This is a genomic window from Methylobacter marinus A45 (genome assembly GCF_000383855.1).
GTDB lineage: Bacteria > Pseudomonadota > Gammaproteobacteria > Methylococcales > Methylomonadaceae > Methylobacter > Methylobacter marinus.
Genome location: NZ_KB912877.1, coordinates 3,350,767 through 3,372,391, shown reverse-complemented (window position 1 = coordinate 3,372,391; position 21,625 = coordinate 3,350,767). Strand labels below are relative to the sequence as shown.

Sequence of the window (21,625 nt, the reverse complement as noted above, 5' to 3'; positions counted from 1 at the left end):
CAGCATTGATAAATCGAGGTTTAACGCATTTATAAAAATCGGATTGAAACCCGCCGCGGATGATTTTCAACCCTCCAAAACGGCAAATTGTCTATTGGTCGGATAAATTCCGGGACCAAAACCGGTAAGATTGCCGGGGATGGGGCTCTTTGCCAGGACGCGCAATTACAAAAAAGCCGGGCAAGCGGGCCGGTCCCGAATCTGAAAATTTCACCAGCATTAAGATATGAAAAAATGAAGTGGCGGCAGCGTATAAGATTAAGCGCCGCAGTGATATCCACTGCGGCTTTCATGATCATGGCAACCGGCGGCCCGGACGCGGCCGCGGAGCAAATCCCCGTCCTCAAAAACGGCGGTTTCGAATCGCTCCGCGACGCCCGGACGGGCACTGATGGGTGGGTAAAAAAATGGAATCTGGATACGGCAGTCCGGATTCCCTCTGACTGGCAACCGAACCCGGCTTATCCCGGACGATTGCGGATTGGCACTGACGCGCCGCATTCGGGGGCGCGATTTGTCCATATCGCCGCCCCGACCCGCGGCGCCGCGCATCTGTACCAGGGCTGCCGGGGCTTGCGGGCGGGCAACTGGTATCACGTTTCCTTGTGGGCCCGGGGCGGCGCGTTCTCGGTGCAGTCGTACGAATATTTCCGGAACCGGCCGACCGGCGGCCAGACGCTGCTGCAGGAACATGCCGGCGCCCAATGGCGGCAATTCACCGCTTTCTATCAGCCCGCCGGCGATGGCTATCTGAATTCGGCGTTGGCGATCGCCGCAGCCTCACCGGAAGGCGTCGATATCGACGACGTGCGCGTGGAACCCGTGGCTTTGCCGGAACCGCCGGCCGATGCGGCGGACATGGTTTTTCAGAACGAGGCCGTGGAATGGCGTTTATCGCCTTCCGGTTTTTTGACCCGGTTTGCCAGTCCGGCCTCCGGCAAGGACTACGCCGCCATCGCGGCCAGACGGCCGCTGCTGACCGCCTCGCGGGCCGGCGTGCAAGGCTTGCCGGCAACCCGGATCTCCCGAACGGGCGATGTCCTGACGGCACGGTTCATCGATCCCGAGATCAAGGTCAGCTTGCGCGTTATTTCCGCGCCGCATCATTTCACTTTCGAGGTGCTCAGCGCCGAACCCGCGGACCTTGATGCCCTTGCCATCGGCTTCCCTTTGCGGCGCCTGAAGACCGTGGCGCCGGCCATCAACGCCACCTACGATGACGAATTCGGCGCGGCTTTTTTCGGCATCAGCGAAAACACGGTCAATCAACCCATGCCGGCAAGCCAGTCGATACAATGGCTGAGAAGCGGCGCGCATCGCCGTCATGGTCTCGTCGGCGCCAAATTTTCGCTGGCGGCGGCGCCCATCGGGGATTTCACGACCGCGATCCGGGAGGCCGAGCGCGCGGCGGGCCTGCCGTCTCCCACGTTGGGAGGGAAATGGGCGCGCGAATCGGAATCGGTGCAAAAGTCCTATCTGTTCGCCACCGATGCCTCGGAAGCCAATATCGACGCGCTGATCGACTATGCCAAACTGGGTGGCTTCGGCACTCTCGTTTTTTTGAAAAACAACTGGTTGGAAAGCCACGGCCATTACCGGATCAATACCGACAATTTTCCGCATGGCCTGGCAGGGTTGAAGGCGGCGGTGGCGAAGATTCACGCGGCCGGTCTCGAGGCCGGCGTGCATGTATTCGGCCCCTCGATCTCGCCGAACGATGCCTACATCACGCCGAAGCCGGATGATCGTCTGGCAACGGTGCCCGTTCCGAACCTCGCCGAGGCGCTCGATGCGAAAGCCACCACCCTCACGCTGTCGGCCGAACCCGGCTTGCCGCCGACAGGCCCTGGCGGCAGGGAGTTTCCGGGGCAATACCTGAGAATCGGCGATGAGATCATCCGTTATGAAGCCGCGCAGCCGGGCCCCCCGTTCCTGTATGTCAATTGCGAGCGCGGCGCATTGGGCACCAGGGCACAGGCGCACCCGGCCGGATCGAGCGTAAAGAGGCTGCTCACGCTGTGGGGATTTTTCCTGGTCGATCCCGACAGCACGCTCGCCGACGAACTGACCCAGAACTTCGCCGATGTCTTTAACAGTGCGGATTTCGACATGGTGTACTTTGATGCCAGCGACGGCATCATCGATGCCTATATCGACAGCTGGTATTACCTGAACCGCCTGCATCTCGCCTATTACCGCAAATTCAACAAGGATGTGCTCTATCAGGTCAGCAATGGCCTCGGTACCGATTTGCGCTGGCACATCGTGCCGCGAGCCGCTTCGGCGGACGGCCATGGCGATATCAAGGGCTATCTCGACGAGCGCTGGCCGCAGATTCTGCGGATGAACGCGAACTTCACGCGGCCCGATATCGGCTGGTATTACTGGTTCAAGGACATGCGCCCGGACCAGCTCGAGTATGTCGCCGCCAAGGCGATGGCCGTGGACGGATCGCTTTCTCTGGAGACCTCGCGGGAGGCGTTGGAAAATCAGACGCAGTCGCGCCAGATGCTGGATACGCTGCGAAAGTGGGAGCAGTTCCGGCATGCCGGCCCCCTGCCCGCGCCGGTCAAGGCCAGGCTGCGCGAACCGCAAAAGGATTTCAAGCTGTTTGATGATGCAGGCGGCGGCTGGCAGCTCTACCGCGCCGCCTACGAGCCGTTAAGATACGTCGATGTGCTGGACGGCCGTCAAAATACCTGGACCATCCGCAACGATGAGCCGGGCGACCATGAACTTGGCGTGGAGATCATTGCCGGCAGCATGGCTGGAGCATCAGCCGCTTACGGCCGCCCGGACGCGCTCACGATCGAAGGCTTTGAGGACGCGGCCGCCTTCCGGATGAGCGGTCGCAATCAATACGAGAAGCTTGTCCCCCGGCCTGACAAGCTGGTCTCGCCCGCCGGGCCCGTGCGCGACGGCGTGCGCCAGCATTTCGAGACTACCCGCGGCGAGACAAGGACCGGCGGCAGCGCCCTGCGCTACTCGGCGACGAACGAAGGGGCATTTGGCGGTTGGTCGGCGATCGGCCGGCGCTTCGAGCAGCCTCTGAACCTGGCGGGCAAGAATGCTTTGGGCGTCTGGGTTCTGGGCGACGGTAAATACGAACAGCTTCGCATCCAGCTTCGCGATGCCAAGGGACAGCGTGTTGATTTCGAAGCCGCTGTCGACTTCACGGGCTGGCATCTGCTGGCCTTCCCTTTTCCTGCCGACAGTCAGTTCGACTGGGCGCGGACAGAATATCTGCTGTTTTATTTCGACGCCGTGCCGGCCAAAACGACGGTCAGCGTCACGCTCGACAATGTCCGTGCCTTCCGGACGCAAGCGCCGGCGGCTTCGCTCGATCGGCCGATCATCACGGTCAACGGCGAGAGCATGGTCTTTCCCGATGTGCTGGCGGCGGGACAGGCGCTGACGTCGGAAGGCCCTGGCGATACGACCCACTGGCCCGGCGGCATGGCGCCGGGCAATAAGATCGAACGCACCCGCCTGCGGCTTAAGCTGAAGCCGGGCGAAAACACGGTAACGGTTTCGGCGGCGAAACCCGATGCGTTTCCCGGCGACATCCGCGTCCTGCTGTATCATCTCTGGCCGATGGCGCAGGATTGAGTGCCGGGTTATTGCTGAGTTTGTGTGTGTTGGAATTTGTCTAAATGAACTGATGTTATGCAGCCGTGCCGTCAGCCTGGCCCTGCCGCAGACGCATGCGCTCTGCCGGATCGAATGCTACTGGCGCATCTGTCGTTGGCATTCGTCCCCGAGGCACCCGAAACGATTTATGCGTAACAGGCAGCGTCGGGTTACGCTGCGCTAACCCGACCTACCGGAATAATATTTAACATGGAAATCACCTAATAATTTGCGATGCGGCTCATACAGATCAAAGGGAGCACCTTTATCGTACGGATGCATTGTAGGGGCGGACCTGTGTGTCCGCCCTGTTTCGGGTGCACAACGGGTTATCGGAGAACTGTTGAGCAAGGGCGAACACACAGGTTCGCCCCTATGTGTCTGTTCATTTTACGGTATCAAGGCATCAATCCGATTCTAGATCGCGATGAGGGCATCGCTCCCACCATCGTCCATGCCTGGCGCGCAACATCCGTTAAAAAGAATGCCTGTGAGAATGTCGGCTTCTTCCCCGCCCTTTCCCTTGCCGGCCTGAAACTATTCCGATTGTATGCTTTTGCCGAAGTCGATCAGTTCCTGGCGCATGGCCTCACGGATCGCGGCTTTGTTGCCGGCATCCAGCTGATACCGCCGCGCCAGTTTTTTATAATCGTCCTCGGTCAGCGATACCGTCAGCCTCGGGCGCTTAGGCGGTTTGATGTCCAGCTGAATGATCTTTCTGATTTGGTCGGAGGTGCTCAGGCCGTTTTTGTTGGCTTCACGCCGGATGCTTTCGGATACGCCGGTGCCAAATTCGAAAGCGACCTGGATGGCGCGTATGCTTTGCGCCGATTTTTTCCAGTTTTCAGGCAGGTCTTTTTTATTCATAGGCTTGTTTGTTTAAATTTGGATAAGCGGCAGCCGCTCGATTGCGGGTATTGTAACCACAAAGAACACGGAGTTCACGACTGCCCGGCCCGCGTCTGTCCCTGCGCAAGCGCAGGACCGCGGGCGGGAATCGGACAGGCTGAGGAAAAATAGCGGCCGCACCAGCCCTTGAGCCGCCATGAAAACAAGCCATTCACTGACTGGCTGGGCACACGGGGTATTCAATCCGGTAGGGTACGCATCTCGTCCGAGACTGTGAAAGTATTCAATTTAAAAGATTTAACCACGAAGGACACGAAGCACACGAAGTTTTAAGTTATTGATTAATTTTATTTTTTCTTCGTGTCCTTCGTGATCTTCGTGGTGAATAAGGCTTTTTTATGACGCTTTTCACTAATTCTTTCACAGTCTGGTCCCTTTTGGGATGGCATTTACCGGGACCGCTGGGAATGGTACGCAATGCGTACCCTACTGTATTTTTCAGGCAGGCTCATCAATAATTTGCACAACAGTCGTTGTTCAAGTAAGGACTGATTGCTCTAATTGCTTTTTACGGGATCACTCTCGCGTTTTAGGCGCTTGAACTCTTCGGTCAGCATTTTGACGCGTTCCCAGGTTTCATGTTCCATGCTGATTTTATGCTGCATGGCCGAAAACACTGGCAAGAATGAAATCTCGAATAATTCCGCCAGTTTATGCAGCACCGCGTCGGCGCCCGGCATCGGCTGGTTGACCACTTCCACATTCATTTCGACCTGAGCGATCTGCTCGCGCAGGTGCACGATATGCTGATTCAATTCGGCCAGCGGCGAAGGCGCCTGCAAGTGCCGGCCAATAACGGTCAGCTGCTCGGCGATAACGGACAACTGGCTGGCCAGCAATCTTGCCGGGTCGTTTTCATCGCCGAGTTTCCTGAGGCGCGCATATTCGTTCCTGATCGCGCTCCAGCGCTCGCTTTCCCCGGCGTTCAGAAGTCCCCGGATTTCCTTGAGTTTGAGCAGGTTTTCCTCGGCGCCCCGGGTCAGGGTCTGCGCTTCGCCGACGTAATGATCGCTGATCAGATTCCGCAGTTCCTCGTCGTTCATGACCGATGTGACCTTTTCCGCCATCTTGTTCATGTTGCGGTAACTGCCCTGCAGTTTGAAAGGCGGCTCGGTGCGGTAGCGGTCGTCCTGCGCCGCGGAATGGATATACTGCTGATTGACCGCCAGCACGACATCACGGATCTTGAGCATTTTCTCCAGGACGGCGACGATTTCCCGGCTTTCCGAGGCGGCGTAGCGGTGTTCGAACTCATTGTCGGACACGGTTTCGCCGGCAGCCTTGCGCAGGAACCGGTAGACGTCGTCCATGCCGCGCGTGGCCAGCGGCTGCAGGAGCGGATTGGAGGTCAGGCTGTTTTCGATATAGCTGAGCGCGAAGACCTCGTCATTGCCGCTCAGGACATCGCCCAAATTGTAAATATCGGCGCGGTTGGCCAGCATGTCCGGAATTTTGAAGACCTCGCCGGATTCGGTGTAGGGGTTGCCGGCCATGATCACGCAGAACTTTTTGCCGCGCAGGTCATAGGTTTTGGTCCGCCCCTGCCAGACGCCCTCGATGCGCCGCGAGCCGTCGCACAGCGAGATGAATTTTTGCAGGAACTCGGCATGGGTATGCTGAATGTCATCCAGATAAAGCATGACGTTATTGCCCATTTCCAGGCCCAGGTTCAGTTTCTCCAGTTCCCTGGCGGCCGTCACATTGGGCGCCTGCGCGGGGTCCAGGGAATGCACGGCATGGCCCAGGGCCGGGCAATTGATCTTCATGAACACCAGCCCCAGGCGATTGGCGACGTATTCCATCAGCGTCGTTTTGCCGTAGCCGGGCGGCGAAATCAGCAGCAGCAGGCCCATCAGGTCGGTGCGCTTGGCGGCGCCGGCCGCGCCCATTTGCTTGGCCAGGTTGTCGCCGATCAGGGGCAGGTAAACCTCGTTGATCAGTCTGTTGCGCACGAATGAGGTCAAGGGTCTGGCCTGATAGCTTTCCAGGCGCAGCTGTTCCCGTTCGGCGGCGATCAGCTGCTGGCGCAGGGTCTGGTAGCGCTGGAAGCCGGGCACGATTTGCGTGCGGTGCCGGTGCAGGCGTTCGCCGAATTCATCGATACTGATACTGAGCCGTCTGTCTTCAATGCGGGCGTGATCGCCTATCAGGTTTTCGATGGTGACTTCCAGGGTTGCCGGGCTGATTTTTCGATTGAGGCCAGTTCCCAGGATGATCATCACCGCTTCCGGGATGAAGCGCTGAAAAGTGCCGTGCCGCGGCTGTGCCGTGATGCCCGCCAGCCAGCCGGCGGTCAGTTGCCATTGGGCATCAAGTTGCTCCGCGCAGTGCTGCAAGGCGGTTTCGTAGTCGCCGCGATGGCCGATGCTTTCCAGATGCTGGTACAGCGCATTGACCAGGGCATCGGCCTGCCGGCTGGTGATAAATTCGGGAACGCTGGCCGCCAGTTCGGCCAGCAGGTAATCGCCGGCACTGGCGGGGTCCGCCGCCGCCAGGCCGGACAGGGCCTTGAACTCCGCCAACTGCGCGGCGATCTGGCCGGACAGGTCCTGATGCGCCTTGAGGCCGCCCAAGGACTTTTGCAGCAGCGCGGCGCTCTGGGCGAGCCGCCGCAGGTTTTGTTTCTGGGTCTCATCGATGGCGGCGAAATGCCAGTAGGCCAACGCCAGGGCGCGCGTTTCCGGCGTGTAGCGCAACAGCCCCGCGGCCTGCCGCGCCGGCAGCAAGTGTTCCAGAATCCGGCGGGCGTCGACATCGTGTATGCCTTTGTCATAGCCTTCCTGATAGCGCGGCGTCGCATAGCGGCGGATCAACTGCATCAGCGCATCGTCCTGCAGCAGCGCCGCATGGAGTTCGTCCAGCGTCATTTGCTCGAGCCCTTGCTCGGCGCTGTACAGAATCGAAGCGGCCAGGTATTCGGCCCGGTAAACCTGCCCGGTTTCGGAAATCAGGGCCTGATCCCAAAACACCCGGAGCTCATCGAGCTCCGGGTGTTCGGCCCGGGCATAATAATCGGTGCCGATCAAATGCCAGACCAGCCGGTTCTGACGATTGATCAGGGTCAGGTCCAGGGGCTGGGTATTGACGCTGAAGCGGTGCCGGCCCAGTTTGATGAGCGCGCCGCCGTCCTCGAAGATGTCCCGGCGGTCGCGCAGGGAGCGCAGCGCCTGTTCCCGCATGGCCTTAAGCCGGGCCTGGGCGTCATCGGCCTGTACCGAGGCGTCCAGGGCCTGCAAGTGTTCGATCATCTGGCGCAGTTTCCGCACCATGGCATCGGCGGCCAGATAACTGTTCAGCGCATCCGGCTCGTCAAAGGTCTGCAGGCGCCGTTCGATGCCCGCGAACAGCCGGTCGATGGCCGCGACGATGGTCTGCACGCGCCGCTGCCGTTCGTCCAGCAACACCTGCTTGCGCGACTGAAAGACTTCGAACAGTTGTTCCCGTTGCTGGACGATATCGGCCAGAAATTCGTCGAAGTCGGAAAACCGGCTTTCCAGTTCTTCCAGCTGGGTCAGCAGGCGGGTCAGCTGATCGTCGCATTGCCGGGGCGTTTCGGCCGATTCCAGGGCGCTGCTGATGCTTTGTGAAAACAGTTTGAACTGGGCGGCGAATTCGGCGACCGCTTCCTCGGAGCGGAAGCTTTTGCGCTTATGCCGGGCGCCGGCCTTGATCTGGTTGAGTTTGCTGTAGAGTTCGGACAGGGCCTCCAGAATGCCGGTCCTGACCTGGGCGTCCTTGACTTCCAGGCCGGCCAGCGTTTCATTCAGCAGGTCCAGATTCTGGCTCATCTGGTCCAGCTGTTCGAGGACGGGTTGAATTTCGGCCGTGGTCTGGCTGTTGTCCAGTTGCGCCTGATAGGCCGACAGGCTGTCATGAAATGGCGCGAGCGCCGTCTCGGTGCTTAAAAAGCCGACGGTCGCCTGGCCCAGCGCATCCAGTTCGCGGGCCAGATCGTCCTGCAGCGATTGCACGGCGGCCTGGTCGATATAGCGTAGTTCCCTGATCGTGGTCAGGTGACCCTGTTGCCTGTGCATGGCGTCCAGGGCCTGGACGAATTCCCCCGGCGTTTTCCAGCTGTCGACATACAGGTTTTTCAGCAGGTTCCGCTGCCGGGTTTCGGCCTCGCTCAGGGCCTGGTTGGCTTGCTGGCGGATGCTTTCGACCTTTTCAAACTCGTCCAGCACCAGTTCCGCGGTGGCGCGGATTTGCCGGATATCGGCCCCGAGCGCGCCCGCCTCATCGGCATCCAGCCAGTGGTAGGCGTCGAACAGGCGTTGTCCGGCCTCGATCAGGGCTTCGTAGTGGGCGAGCGTGGCGTGCCGGCTCGAAATCGCCCGCACCAGGCTGTAGCCGTCGGAAATGCCCCGGACCAGTTCGGCATTGCCGATTTTGCCGAAAAATGACTGGCGCGCCGGCTGCTGATGCATGAACTCTTCGTGAAAATACGGCGTTTCCCACAGCTGCATCGGATGGATGCGGCCGGGTTCGTCGTTTTCGGCCCGGAATACCAGCATCCGGCCGCTGCGGAACAGGCACACGCCGTGCGCGATGATCGGGTTTTGCAGGCTTTTCTCGATCAGGTTGTAGGAGAACAGCACGCTGATGCCGGCATCGGCTTCATAGAAGCGGTACAGCACGTCCTCGCCGTTGGGCGAGCGCAGCACGCTGGCAAACGTCAGGCCGGCCGGGACGTTTTCAAACAGCCGGGTTTCGCCGTTTTGCAGATAATAGCCGCCGGGGAAAATCAGCCCGTGGTTGTCCGGCAATTGCACGCAGGACTGGCCGATGGCGTCGATACGGTTGACCTGCCGGGTCAGGGTGTTGAAGACCAGGTAGCGGTAGGCGCTTTCGCGGTACGGACGTATTTTCAGCACGATCAGGGTGCCCAGCCTGGCGTAGGCGATCTCGGCGTCGGCCAGCGACTGGTGCGGGTCTTCGACCGGTTCGCGGTAAATGCCCAGGCCGTCTTCGGTATTGTTTTCGACCTTGACGGTCAGGTCGCCGCCGATGGTCTCGACGAAAACCTCATCGAGGATGCTGACATGCGGGTGCTTGCCGGCGACATGGTCCTCGCGCCGAGTCGCGGTCCATTCGAAGTCGTGGGCCGGATGCCTCGGCAAATCGCGTTCGCCCCGGTTGTCGATATAGCTGACTTGATCGTCACGTATTTGCCAGCGGAACACCCGAATGTCGTCCAGTTTCTGGCCAATCTGGAACACGGCCAGCAGTTGTTCGTGGCCGGCATGCAGGGACAACAGGCGCGTGGTCTTGTAGTAGCGGTAAAGTTCCTTGAAGTCGGCGACAAACCTTTCATCCAGCAAAAAATGGTCCGGCGAGGCATGCGCTTCGAGATCGAAGCCGTCTTCGGTTTCGACGAGATTGTACAGGCTGAAGACATCCTCGACCCGGGTCTCTTTCTTCATGCCGATGAACACGTTGTAACCGAACAGCATCAGGTGCTTGCCGACCCGGACGATATCGCGCGGCACGCAATTGTTTTCGGTACGCGCCCGTACCCGGCCGATGATTTTCAGTTCCGTTTGTCCGAATTCCTCGGCGCGCAACGTGTTAAGGCGGTCGATTTTGGCCTGCAGGGCGAGCCCTTGCTGATCCAGGCGCTTGCGGATCACTTCAAAGGCTTCGCCTTCGGTAACGGTTTGCTGGATGTCGGAAATGGTTTCTTCAGTCATGAGCGATCAGGTTTAAAAGCTGTTGATATAGTCCAATAAGGTTCTGCGCTGCGCGTGGCCGTCGATCCAATCGCGGATGCGCACGATTTCGTCATAATCGGCCCCTAATAGCTCTCTGAATTTTTGTTCCTTCAGGTCCTGGAAATGCACTTCCCGGATTTGTTTTTGCCAGCTGTCATAGAAAATCCGGGGCAGTTTATCGGCCAGTTCCAGCGATATGATCAGCTCCCATTCGCCGTTGTCCAGCCAGATTTCATTGCAGCGGACGCACAGATCGATTCTGTTTTCGGTTTCGGCGGCGATGCGGTATTTGGTCATGATGCCGGCGCATTTCGGACAAAACAGCGCATGCGAGGCGTCGACCGGTTCGACGCGGGTGCCTTGCTGCTGGTCGGCGGCCAGTTGTTCCGCCACCGGATGCCGATCCAGCCAGGTCCGGTAACTTAGCAGCGAAACCAGGGCGCCGTGGCACTGACTGCAACTTTCGGCGGGCAATTCGGCGGTGAGCCGGGTGGGTTTTAACCGATGCGTTTTACAGAAGGGGCAATTCATTGTGTGTCTCCATGGCGGCCGCTATCGACCCTGTAAATCCGTGTCTGTATTGATTACGTAGCCCGGATGAAGCTTGCGGAATCCGGGCCATACAAGGCTTCGCATTCCCGCATCAGACTGTGAAAGAATTAGTGAAAAGCGTCATAAAAAACCTTATTCACCACGAAGATCACGAAGGACACGAAGAAAAAATAAAATTAATCAATAACTTAAAACTTCGTGTGCTTCGTGTCCTTCGTGGTTAAATCTTTTAAATTGAATACTTTCACAGTCTCGCATGCCGCAACGCTCCATGCGGGCTGCATTGTCAATTACTCAACTGTTCCAACAGCGCCTGCATTTTGGTTTTGTCTTCGATACTGCCTTTCGTCGTCAGCTTGTTCAGGAAGGCCGCCACCGACAGGTTTTGCAGATCATCGGAACCAAGATTCGCGGCGATTTGCTTAATGTCCTCGATCAGGTTCGCCTCGCCGCGCAGGTGGTCTTTAAACGTGGTTTTCAGCAAGTCGCTTTTATTGACCGTGCCGTCTATCGATTTCCCGACCGCCAGCGCGCGCATGTAGCGTTCGAAGAATTCGCCGTCGCCGCCGACGATGTCGATGTTGGCCTGCTTGACCGCTTCGGCGAACACGCCCGCGTTCAGCGTGGCCGCTTCACGGCCGGCTTCGATGGCGGCCAGGGTTTCGGTATGCGCGGTATCGACCTGCAGGCGGAATTCCTCGTGGCTGCGGGTTTTCTCATCCATGCTGGCCATCGCGGCAAATTTGTCCTTCAGGCCGTCGGCTTCAGCCTGGTAATGCTGCCGTACGGCTTCGGCTTCGGCCTGGCCGCGGCGTTCGATGGCTTCGGCTTCGGCAATCTTGATTTTTACGTCGACCATGGCTTGTTTTTCCTCGGAATCGGCATCGGCATTTTTGATGCGCACCTGCGCCATGCCGACGGCTTCATCGCCCTGCGCCTGGGCCGCCATGCGCTCGCGCAGCACTTTCGCTTCGGCCAGGCCAACGGCGGCCTGTTCCGCCTGAATGCCTTCGGCCAGCCGGATTTTGGCTTGCGCCTGTTTTTCCGCGGCTTCGAATTCCGCGCCGGCCAGCACCAGGGTTTCGCGCGCCTTGAACTGGGCGCTTTGTTCGGCCGCTTCCGCGGCTTTGATGTCTTTCACCAGGCGCTCCTGCGCTTCCGCCTCCGCGGCGATCACGGTCGCCTGGCGTTTGCGGTCCGCTTCCGACACTTCGCGCAACTCCTTGATGCGTTCCTCTTCCTCGGCCACATGTTTTTCAACGGCGATGCGCGAACGGATCACCTCGGCGATTTCTTTCTTTTGCTCTTCCAGGGCCTTTTCCTTGGCGATGCGCTGCAATTCGACTTCTTTTTCCCGGTCTATAATTTCAAGCTGGCGCACGCGCTCGACTTTTTCCGTTTCGATGGCGATGGCCCGTTGCCGGTTTTTCTCGGCGACCTCGATTTCCCGCTGCTTGTTTTCGTTGTCGATGCCCAGGGTCTGTTCGGCCGCGATGCGGGCCCGTTCTTCCTTGGTGTGCTCTTCCGCCTTGATCTTTTCGGCTTCCGCCTTTTCCCGCGCCTGCACGCTGGCGATTTCCCGCTGTTGCCTGGCCTCGGCGTCGGCCTGCTGCCGTTCCAGTTCCAGAATCATCTCTTTGGTTTCGACATCCTTTTTCTTGATCTGCATTTGTTCATCGCGTTGCAGCTCATTGGTGCGCACGTGCTGTATCGCCGTCAGCTCGGTAATCTTGCGGATGCCCTGGGCATCCAGAATATTGTTGGCATCCAGCTGGTTCATCGGCGTTTGTTCGAGATAATCGATGGCGGCGTCTTCCAATACATAGCCGTTCAGGTCCTGCCCGATCACCTGAATGATTTCGTCGCGGAAGTGGTTGCGCTCGCGGTACAAGTCCTCGAAGTCCATGCGCTTGCCTACCGTTTTCAAGGCCTCCGAGAACTTGGCGCTGAACAGTTCTTCTATGGTGTGCTGGTCGGAAGCCCGCTCGCAGCCGATCGCCTGCGCCACTTTCAGCACGTCCTCGCGGGTTTTGTTGACGCGCACGAAGAAGGTGACGACGATGTCGGCGCGGATATTGTCCTTACAGATCAGCCCCTCGCCGCCGCGCCGGTTGACTTCCACGGTCTTCAGCGAAATGGCCATTTTTTCGACGCGGTGCAGCACCGGTATGACCAGACCGCCGGTGAAGGTCACCTTGGGTTCGCTGCTCAAGGTGTTGATGATCATGGCCTGTCCCTGGTCGACCTTGCGATACATCGAGGCAAAGACGATCAGCGCTCCGATCAGGATGACTGACGCGGCAATGGTAACGGTGATGATGATTTCCATGACTACTCCTGATTAGTCCTGTTTGCTGATGAAATAGAGGTTTTTATCCGGGTCGTATTCATAAATTAAAGCGCGGTCGCCTTTTTTGAAGTCGTTGGGCGCGGCCGCGCGGATCGAGATGATCAGCCCGGCGCCGCCATCCTCGACTTTGGCCTGGCCGAACTGTTCGTTGACGGTCAGGGAGGTGATTTCGCAGTATTTGGCCACCAGGGAACGGTTGCTGCGCGCTTCATGCGTGACAAACAGCCTGCTCAACGGCCGCGTGATTTTTCCTGTCAGATACACTGAAAAAATCAAGCTGATGACCAGCGCGGCCGCGCCGGCGGCGTTGTAAACGAGGCCTGCCGGCAGCCATGGCAGCAGCCAGGCGGTACTGAACAGGCTCAGGCTCCAGGCGAACAGGAACAGCAGGCTGAGCGACAGGGTGATGGGCACGCCGGCCAGGCCGAACGTGGCCAAAAGTCCCGCCAAACCGGCCTCGCTGTCGATATCCACATCGAGAAAATCGAACACGCCAAGCAGGCTGAACAACCAGAACACCAGGCATATGGCCAGCGGGATGGTGTAGACCACGGTCGGAAAGCTGCTGATAAGGGTGAGTACCGTTTCCATTTTTTGTCCTTGCGCGCAAAGGCAACGATGCCGGGCGGCCTGTGGTTAAAAAACAGGACTTACGCAGTTTGCCTGTTCATCCGCCGAAACAAGCGGGTTTAAAACCTGTGGGGGCGACTGAAGTCGCCCCCACAGGCTTGCGTATGTCCTGAAAAAGAAGCTTCAATATCATGTGCCTTAAGGGTTGTTGTTGTGATTGTCGTCATACCGGCCAGGAGGCAGGCGTCGCGGCCGCGCCGGCATCGTTTTATGCCGGCGAACCGAAACCGCTGTCCTGAGCATCGCGATCAGGCTTCAGACCGCTTGGCCTTCAATCGGTCCAGAATGGCCGAAGCCGTGGCCTTTTTGGTGATGATGCCGGCATCCTGCAGTTTCTCTTGCAGCCGGTCGCCGTTTTCCTCCTGTTGAATCGCGAGGGCCGCCTGCATTTGGTCGACCTTTTTTTGCTGCTTGGCTTTGATCCGCTCCAGCGATTCGGTGGCCGAACGCAAGGACGACCGGCTGCCGGAAAATCGGGCGGCTACGGCTTCGTTGGCCTTGTGCACGCTTTCCGTGGTTTTGACCAGGGTCAATTCCCGGTCCATGCCCTGGATGTTGCGTTCGGTGGCGGCGATAGACTGCTTCAGGGTCGCGATATTGCTGTCGAGACTTTCCAGAACCACCGCTTGGGCACCCAGCTCATTGCTGAAGGCGGCGATTTTTTCCGCTATCTCCAGAGCCAGAGCGTCATTGTTCTTCGCCAATGCCTGATTGGCGTACTGTTCATGTTCCGCGATGGCCGTCTGCAGGCCGTTCACTTTCCGCTGCACCGCCATTTGTTCGGCAATGACTTCGGTCAGGCTTTCCCTGGCGCGGTTTAAATGTTCCTTGGCGTCGCGGATTTCCTGTTCCAGTATCCGTATCCCTTGAGAATCGACCAGGGCTTCGCCGGTTTCGGTAGCGGCACCGCGCAGCGCGGTCAGGAGTTTATTGAGTAGGTTCATGTTGTTCGGCTCCTAATGATGAGGCGTCATTTCAGGTAGTCCGCCATCAGTTCAATGGCGTCCAGGGTGTTGTCACTCAAAGTCTCAATTTCATGCAGAATGGCATCGGCATCCGAGCGGGTACTCAAGGCGCCGAAAATAATGTATTGATGACCGATTTTGGAAAATGACGACAGCGGCATCGGAATGTTCAGGGCTAGCAAGGCTTCCAGTAACGCTTCGCGTTGTTCCGGAATGATCTCTTGTTCTTGCCAGAGATAGGAAACACAAAGAATCTGGCTGTCATCGATCGTCACATATACCGGGAATTCCTCGCGATCCTGGATCAGGACCTGAAGCACCTGCAGGTCCTCTTCGATGATTTCCGGCGTCAAAGCCGCGCCATTGTTGAATCTGGACTTGTGCAACGAGTCCGCCAGCTGCGTTAACGTTATTTTGTTATTCATGGGTTACTCCTTGTGCTGAGTGGCGCTGACAGAATAGATTCTTACCCCATATTATGTCAAGACATATTATGGGGATTCTGGATGTGATCATATTAAGAATAGCTGCTTTTAAGAAATTGACAGGTTTTTAGCGGGGCGGGCGAAAAGCCGGGCATTTTCCACTGAATGATCAAATCGGTCCGGGCCAAGGCTTGCCGCTACGTAATTTCACTTATTGATCCAGAGTCAAACTGGGCATTTAATCGGCATGATTGGCCGGTTATGCCAACCTCGAACCGATTGCCTGGCCGACTACGCCAGCCATCAGCTTTACCCCTATTCGTCCCATTAACCAACCCAGGACTGTTTAATTATGAAAAGCCTTCCTTTGGCCAGACTAGGCCCCCACGAATCCGCGCCCGGCGTGGTCGATTTCGGACTGTTGCTGCCCTGGGTTTCGGCGAGCGCCGGCAATCGGCTGTTTATAAAGCTCATTCATGAGCGGGATCAGTTCATCCAGGCCATACAGCCGATGGCTATCGAGCTGCGGCATGGCGTCGATGCCGAGTACGGCGACGCCTGGTCGGTAACGGTTGATTTCAACATTGTCCGCGACGCGCAGCCGGGGTCGCATTTCGGTTCGCCCGGCCGGCATGTCTACCGTTACGAGCTGCATAACCCGAATGTCGGCATACTGGACTGGATCATCGATCCCTTTGCGCGCGAATACGCCGTCGGCAAGCTCTCCGCCTTCACGCTCGGCTATAGCCCTTATGCCTGGAGCCCTGGCGAGGCGGACTGGGAAACGCCGGCGCTGCACGATCTGATCCTGTACGAACTGAATCTCGCCGAGTTCGGCGCCGACCTGCAAGGCGCGATCGACCGTCTCGACTATCTTGCCGATCTGGGCGTCAACGCGTTGTCGGTGATGCCGGTCAGTAATGTCGCGCTGGAGGTTGATTGGGGCTATCTGCCGCTGGGCTATTTTGGCGTCGATGAACGGTTTGGCCGGCGCGCCGATTTCCAGCATTTTGTCGATGCGGCGCACCAGCGCGGGCTGGCGGTTGTCGTGGATGTCGTTTATGGCCATACCGCTGATGACTTTCCTTACCACGATCTCTACCGGCGCCTGCAGTATCATGAAAACCCGTTTATGGGGCCGTTCGCCAAGGACTATTTCGGCGTCGGCACCGACTTCAGGCGCAGCCTGACCCGCGATTTTTTCTTTAGCGTCAACCAGCACTGGTTGGAGACTTATCACATCGACGGCTTTCGCTACGATTGTGTGCCCAATTACTGGGACGGGGCCATGGGCGACGGTTATGCCAGTCTGGTCTTTCACACCTACGAGTATGTCAAGGGCGCGCTCGCGCGGCTGTCCCGCTTCGACGCGCCGGAAGGCCCTCGTCTGATTCAGATCGCCGAGCAACTGGAAGCGCCTGAACAGATTCTCGAACAGAGCTACAGCAACGCCACCTGGCAGAATGCCACTTTCGGCGCGGCGGGGGCCTGCGCGCGCGGCGCCGCCGGAGCGATAGAGCACCTCGGCCTGCGGCTGGGCGCGGTAGGCTATATCGGACAGGCCAGCCACAATGGCGAGGTGCTGGGCAAGGCGCCGCTGCAATATATCGAGAACCACGATCACAGCCGTTTCCTGTGCGAGTTCGGACTCCGGCAACGCGACTGGAATCCGCTTTTCGCCGAAGGCGAGCGCGCGCACTGGTATCGCCTCCAGCCCTACCTGATCGCGTTGCTGGCCGCGAAGGGCATCCCCATGCTCTGGCAAGGACAGGAATTCGGCGAAAACTATTTTCTGCCCGAGGACGGTCTGGGCCGCGTGCTGCTGCTTCGGCCGCTGCGCTGGGATTATTTCTATGACCCGGTCGGCAAAAGCCTGGTGGGTCTGACCCGCAAACTGGTGAATCTGCGCAAGTCCTGCGAGGAATTGCGCCGGGGGAGCCATTATTTTCATAATGATTATGAACGGTATCTGTCACGCGGCCTGCTGCTGTTCGAGCGCACGACCGATGCGGCAACCAGTCTGATCGCGGTGAACTTCACGCATGCCGATCAAAGCGTGCCGTTTAACTTCGGGCGCGCCGGCGGCTATAACGAGCAACTGCACGGCCAGGACAACTTTGTCAGTGCGCCGGGGCAGGAACACTGGCTGACCATTCCGTCCAATTACGGACGCATCTGGCGCAGTGTTTAGGAACGGGAATGAAATAAGACCCGCAATTGAGGCAGGATTTCTGTTCATATTCAAGGCGCGCAAACAGGCGCATAGCAAGCTATGTAACTGTTTGCGCAACGCCGAAGAGGGACAGAAAGACAAGTCAGTTGCGGGAATTATAAAATTCACGTTCCTTAGATAGGAAGCCATGCAGCCTGGGGTTTGGCTGAAACGGGTATTTTGAGCCGGATGGACGGGTCAGAAAGCCGGCGGGACTTTGGAAGCGCATCCTATCCGTGCGCGCAACCGCTGCCTTACGCAGCGGGCATGAGTGCAATCGTCGTCGCCTGTATGATGAATATCAGTCCCAGCCCACGGGCTGATACCCTTGCTCCTCAAGACATCTGTTGACGAAGTTCTCATAGGCGGAACTGCGTTTCGGCTTGCTGAATATCCAATTCAGCAAGCCGGCGACCGCGCCGGAAGCCGCTCCGATGGCCGACCCTGCCCCTGCCGATCCCACCACCGCCCCCCCTACGGCGCCCGATGCAGCGCCGATAGCAGCACCTCCGGCAGTCCCGGCCGCCGCCCGACCGGCTTCGCTGCCGCCGGAATCGATACCGGCGGCGTCGGCAAGCTCCATGCATCTCTCGATATCGCGTTCCGCGGCTTCCGACCCGACGGAGGTTAAATGCGCGTTGGGATAAAGAACCGGGCGGGTCGATGCGCAGCCCTCCACTACCAGGGCAACGACAAGGATCAAAAAAGTCTTAACCATGAGAATCTCCTATTTCAGAGGATAATTGACGGCACGGTTTCGTGCCGAATGCAAACCGATGATTACGCCACGGGGATAGCATGATATTCATGCGTAACGGTTCATTGACCGACGACCTTGAGTAGACCACTAGCACCGGGTTAGGTTCTACGCATAGCGGCAAGCAAATCGAATGAGCCGCTTTCCGCGGGTACATTGTCGTTTGGAAAGAGAAATCGGGCGGCGGTTCAGTGCGAATACTGCTCCGGGGCGCAATTGAATTCGTACCGGCGCGAGCATTGGGCCATTTTGGGCAGAGGAGGTTCAAGCGCTGCTCGGGCGCGGCAAACGCAATCAATTACCCTCTTATCGTAAGTAAACCGCGAATTGCAGCCTAAAGCGGATCATTGTTGTGGCCGGAAAAGCGTTGATACATCATCTTGATAAAAAACATGACTATGAACTTAACACTGATTACCTCATCCAATTATCGGGTTGATGAATGAGAGAGCCCTCATGCACGCGGAAAGCACAAGCTTTAGGAACTGCCCCCATGATTTCCGGATAAGGAGAGTTACCTTAAAGGGTTCTGCCATGAATGTTAACAAGTAGACATTGATGTGTGCACATATAGCGAACAATCGCTATTTTGCTGCTTGGGCCTGGTGCCCATTATTTAGTTTCTTTCAATAGGCCGGTCCGGCCTCTATCCCAAATCCTCAAGTTGTACCTGGCCAAATCCAGGCCACAAGCATTCTTTTTATTTTCATAGAGTTAATTTATGTCCGAGCAGTTTTTGAGCCACAAAGCATCGTCATCCCCGGGCTTTGTAAATACCTCCACTTACAGACAAGACTTGATCCGGGCCGTATCAAAGTATGCGCGCCCCGATTACCGGAAAGCTTTCTGGCAAATATCGAATACTTTCATACCCTACCTCGCCCTATGGGGATTAATGATTTTTTCCACGCTCCAGGGCTACCCGTATTGGGTCACCTTGCTATTAACCGTTCCGGCTGCAGGTCTGTTGGTGCGCATCTTTATATTTTTCCACGACAGCTGTCACAGTGCCTTTTTTCCTTCACGCAAAGCTAACCGGATTCTGGGCTATATTGCTGGAATTATGGTATTTACCGCCTACGAAGACTGGCAACGCACCCATATCATTCATCATTCGGCCTCAGGCAATCTGGATCGTCGAGGCGCGGGCGATATCTGGACAATGACCGTAGAAGAATATTTAGCCGCTTCGTGGTTGAAACGCCTGGCTTACAGGCTTTTTCGTAACCCTTTGGTATTGTTCGGTCTGATTCCGATCGTGCTGTTTTTAGTGGTGCAGCGCTTTCCAAGCCTTGGCGCCGGCAAACGGGAGCGTTACGGAGTCGTTTTCACCAATATCGCCCTTGCGGTTCTTATCATAGGGATGAGCTTGCTTCTGGGTTTTCAGAATTACCTTATGATTCAATTGCCCATTCTCCTTCTGGCGGCATGCACCGGAATGTGGCTGTTTTATATTCAGCATCAGTACGAGGATGTTTACTGGGCGCGCGAACAGAACTGGGACATGACCGATGCGGGGTTGAAAGGAAGTTCTTATTATAAATTGCCGAAAGTGCTGCAATGGACCGTCGGCAATATCGGATTGCATCATATCCATCACCTCAGAGCGAACATACCTAACTATCACTTGCAACGCTGTCACGATGAGGTGCCTGCCTTACAAACGGTAAAGCCGCTGACTTTCCGTAAAAGCCTTAAATCCCTGTGGTTAAACCTCTGGGACGAAAACCGGCAAATACTGGTGAGTTTCCGTTCGATTAAAAAACTGAACCGCCTGCAAAAAACAACCTGATCCGCAAAAACCGACTTGTAGCCCGGAAAACTCGCCTAAGATCGTACGAAAATCAAGCCGCTTTAGCCGGCTTCAGTCTCGCTCCTGCATCTTCCCTCTGGCTGGGGGAATGCGGGAAATGGCGTAATCATGTCCCATCGATGCAGTCGACGCGCCTGCCTCCCGTCAGCAGCGAGCACTCGTGTATAAAGACGAGTGCTCTGAGCAGGAACCGGCCTTGGAGGCTGGCCGTCCGGTTCCCGCTCAGGCGGTGCGGAATGCATTTCCATGCTTTGCATGGAATATGAATTTTACCGGTCAGCTGTATTGCTTTTGATTGGTAAACATTCGGCGCGCTTTCGCAGGTTGCCGCTGACTGCTAGATCTGTCGGGCCAGGAAGGGCCGTTTTGGGCACATATAAGCGCATCCACGAGATTGTCAAACACCCCCCAGCACTTCAGCCCTTTATTAATGAGGCAATGCACTGAAAATACCTGCTCGGAGCGGAGAATGAAAGGTGATGTCGGCGTGGATCCGCGCAGCAATAACGGATTAACCAAATAGCCATTGATAAAGTCTTCCGCCAAATATTCAGTACCGTCGTCAAGTTTAAACTTAGCCATAATCATAATGTCCTCTGATCCATTTTCATGCGTTTTATCAAAGAGTAACACCTGCAAACTTAAGTTTGCTTTAAATAGACAACCTGCTCGCGCGAATCCTTCGGGTAGAGAGACGGTACGCTGCGTCATCTCTTCTTCCTGAGGACTCGCATGCAAGGCGTCTTGCGCATTGAGCTAAAGTCAAATGCTGAAGGAATGGCCCAATTATCAAATCGACAATCACCATGCCCGCGCTGTGAACATGAGGTGCCGCTGTGAGGGCGAAACCGTAAGTTTCTGTTCAAATGCCCCGCTGGTCCTATTATGCCAATTCAATTTGTCGTCAACCCGCCATCAATGTTGAAAATAGCACCCGTTACCCACTTGGCAAGATCAGACGCCAGATAGACGGCTGCTCCGCCTATATCCTCGGGTTGGCCTATTCGGCCTAACGGATAAATCTTTTCAATCATAGTCTGGAACTGCTTGGCTGCATCAGCCGGCATGTTTTCCAGGGTGGTACGCACCAATTGCGTATCGACTGTTCCAGGCGCAATGGCATTGACTCGAATCCCTCTCGAACCGAGTTCGGATGCCAGTGCCTTGGTAAATGAATCCAGCGCTCCTTTGGTTAGCGAGTAGGCCGTGGAGGTTCGCCCTGGGATCATTCGATGAGAAAAATAGGATGAGATATTAATGATGTTGCCCCGCCTTTCTTCTAAGGCAGGCATCAGACATTGTGTAAAAAGATAAGGCGCTTTAATGTTAAGCGCTATCAGGGCATCCAGTTCATCATTCGTCACTTTTTCAAACGGTGAAAATAGCGCGGTTCCCGCATTGTTAACCAGGCTATCGATAGCCGGCCATAGCTCGGTAATTTGTCTGGCGGTTTCTGAAACCGCCGAAGCATCCGATAAATCGGCTGAGATACAGTGCACTTCTCGTTCACTAATGGCCAAGAGCTGAGAACGCGCATCCTGCAACTTTTTTTCGCTACGCGCGATGATGACGACATCGGCACCATTTTCAACGAATGCCTTTGCGATGCCCAGGCCGATACCGTCGCTGCCGCCCGTGATGACAGCTTTTTTATTCTGTAGTTGAGGCATT

General features: G+C 57.0%; 13 protein-coding genes. 3 read left to right on the top strand and 10 right to left on the bottom strand.

Going from position 1 to position 21,625, the window contains the following annotated elements; all coding sequences use genetic code 11:
• Nucleotides 1–291 precede the first annotated feature (291 nt).
• The gene (locus METMA_RS0116110) at nucleotides 292–3,609 is read left to right on the top strand and encodes an alpha-galactosidase (RefSeq protein ID WP_020160139.1); all 3,318 of its coding nucleotides are present in this window, start codon (nucleotides 292–294) and stop codon (nucleotides 3,607–3,609) included.
• Nucleotides 3,610–4,167: 558 nt separating this feature from the next.
• Here the strand turns inward: METMA_RS0116110 and METMA_RS0116105 are convergent.
• The 7 genes from METMA_RS0116105 to METMA_RS0116075 all read right to left on the bottom strand — a co-directional run bounded on the left by METMA_RS0116105 (nucleotide 4,168) and on the right by METMA_RS0116075 (nucleotide 15,172).
• The gene (locus tag METMA_RS0116105) at nucleotides 4,168–4,497 is read right to left on the bottom strand and encodes a hypothetical protein (RefSeq protein ID WP_020160138.1); all 330 of its coding nucleotides are present in this window, start codon (nucleotides 4,495–4,497) and stop codon (nucleotides 4,168–4,170) included.
• A gap of 539 nt (nucleotides 4,498–5,036) precedes the next feature.
• The gene (locus tag METMA_RS0116100; RefSeq protein ID WP_020160137.1) at nucleotides 5,037–10,229 is read right to left on the bottom strand and encodes a DNA repair ATPase; all 5,193 of its coding nucleotides are present in this window, start codon (nucleotides 10,227–10,229) and stop codon (nucleotides 5,037–5,039) included.
• Nucleotides 10,230–10,241: 12 nt separating this feature from the next.
• Nucleotides 10,242–10,781 carry a TFIIB-type zinc ribbon-containing protein gene (locus tag METMA_RS0116095; protein WP_020160136.1) on the bottom strand — a complete coding sequence of 180 codons (540 nt, stop codon included), beginning with the start codon at nucleotides 10,779–10,781 and terminating at the stop codon, nucleotides 10,242–10,244.
• 307 nt (nucleotides 10,782–11,088) lie between these two features.
• The gene (locus METMA_RS0116090) at nucleotides 11,089–13,131 is read right to left on the bottom strand and encodes an SPFH domain-containing protein (RefSeq protein WP_020160135.1); all 2,043 of its coding nucleotides are present in this window, start codon (nucleotides 13,129–13,131) and stop codon (nucleotides 11,089–11,091) included.
• Between the two features lie 12 nt (nucleotides 13,132–13,143).
• Nucleotides 13,144–13,743 carry a hypothetical protein gene (locus METMA_RS0116085; RefSeq protein WP_020160134.1) on the bottom strand — a complete coding sequence of 200 codons (600 nt, stop codon included), beginning with the start codon at nucleotides 13,741–13,743 and terminating at the stop codon, nucleotides 13,144–13,146.
• 287 nt (nucleotides 13,744–14,030) lie between these two features.
• Nucleotides 14,031–14,726: a PspA/IM30 family protein gene (locus tag METMA_RS0116080; RefSeq protein WP_020160133.1), complete on the bottom strand. Its 696-nt coding sequence runs from the start codon at nucleotides 14,724–14,726 to the stop codon at nucleotides 14,031–14,033.
• Nucleotides 14,727–14,752: 26 nt separating this feature from the next.
• The gene (locus tag METMA_RS0116075; RefSeq protein ID WP_020160132.1) at nucleotides 14,753–15,172 is read right to left on the bottom strand and encodes a DUF2170 family protein; all 420 of its coding nucleotides are present in this window, start codon (nucleotides 15,170–15,172) and stop codon (nucleotides 14,753–14,755) included.
• Nucleotides 15,173–15,524: 352 nt separating this feature from the next.
• Here METMA_RS0116075 and METMA_RS0116070 point away from each other — a divergent pair, with 352 nt between their 5' ends.
• Entirely contained in the window at nucleotides 15,525–17,363 is a 1,839-nt protein-coding gene (locus METMA_RS0116070) for an alpha-amylase family glycosyl hydrolase (RefSeq protein WP_020160131.1), read from the top strand.
• A gap of 322 nt (nucleotides 17,364–17,685) precedes the next feature.
• Here METMA_RS0116070 and METMA_RS0116060 read toward each other — a convergent pair whose 3' ends face one another.
• Nucleotides 17,686–18,102, bottom strand: coding sequence for a glycine zipper family protein (locus METMA_RS0116060; protein WP_020160129.1), 417 nt, complete (start codon nucleotides 18,100–18,102; stop codon nucleotides 17,686–17,688).
• 760 nt (nucleotides 18,103–18,862) lie between these two features.
• Here METMA_RS0116060 and METMA_RS0116055 point away from each other — a divergent pair.
• On the top strand, nucleotides 18,863–19,933 hold the full coding sequence (locus METMA_RS0116055; RefSeq protein WP_084254146.1) for a fatty acid desaturase: 1,071 nt from the start codon (nucleotides 18,863–18,865) through the stop codon (nucleotides 19,931–19,933).
• Between the two features lie 297 nt (nucleotides 19,934–20,230).
• Here METMA_RS0116055 and METMA_RS0116050 read toward each other — a convergent pair whose 3' ends face one another.
• On the bottom strand, nucleotides 20,231–20,665 hold the full coding sequence (locus METMA_RS0116050; protein WP_020160127.1) for a hypothetical protein: 435 nt from the start codon (nucleotides 20,663–20,665) through the stop codon (nucleotides 20,231–20,233).
• A 182-nt stretch (nucleotides 20,666–20,847) separates the two neighbouring features.
• Entirely contained in the window at nucleotides 20,848–21,624 is a 777-nt protein-coding gene (locus METMA_RS0116045; RefSeq protein ID WP_020160126.1) for an SDR family NAD(P)-dependent oxidoreductase, read from the bottom strand.
• Nucleotide 21,625: the final 1 nt, after the last annotated feature.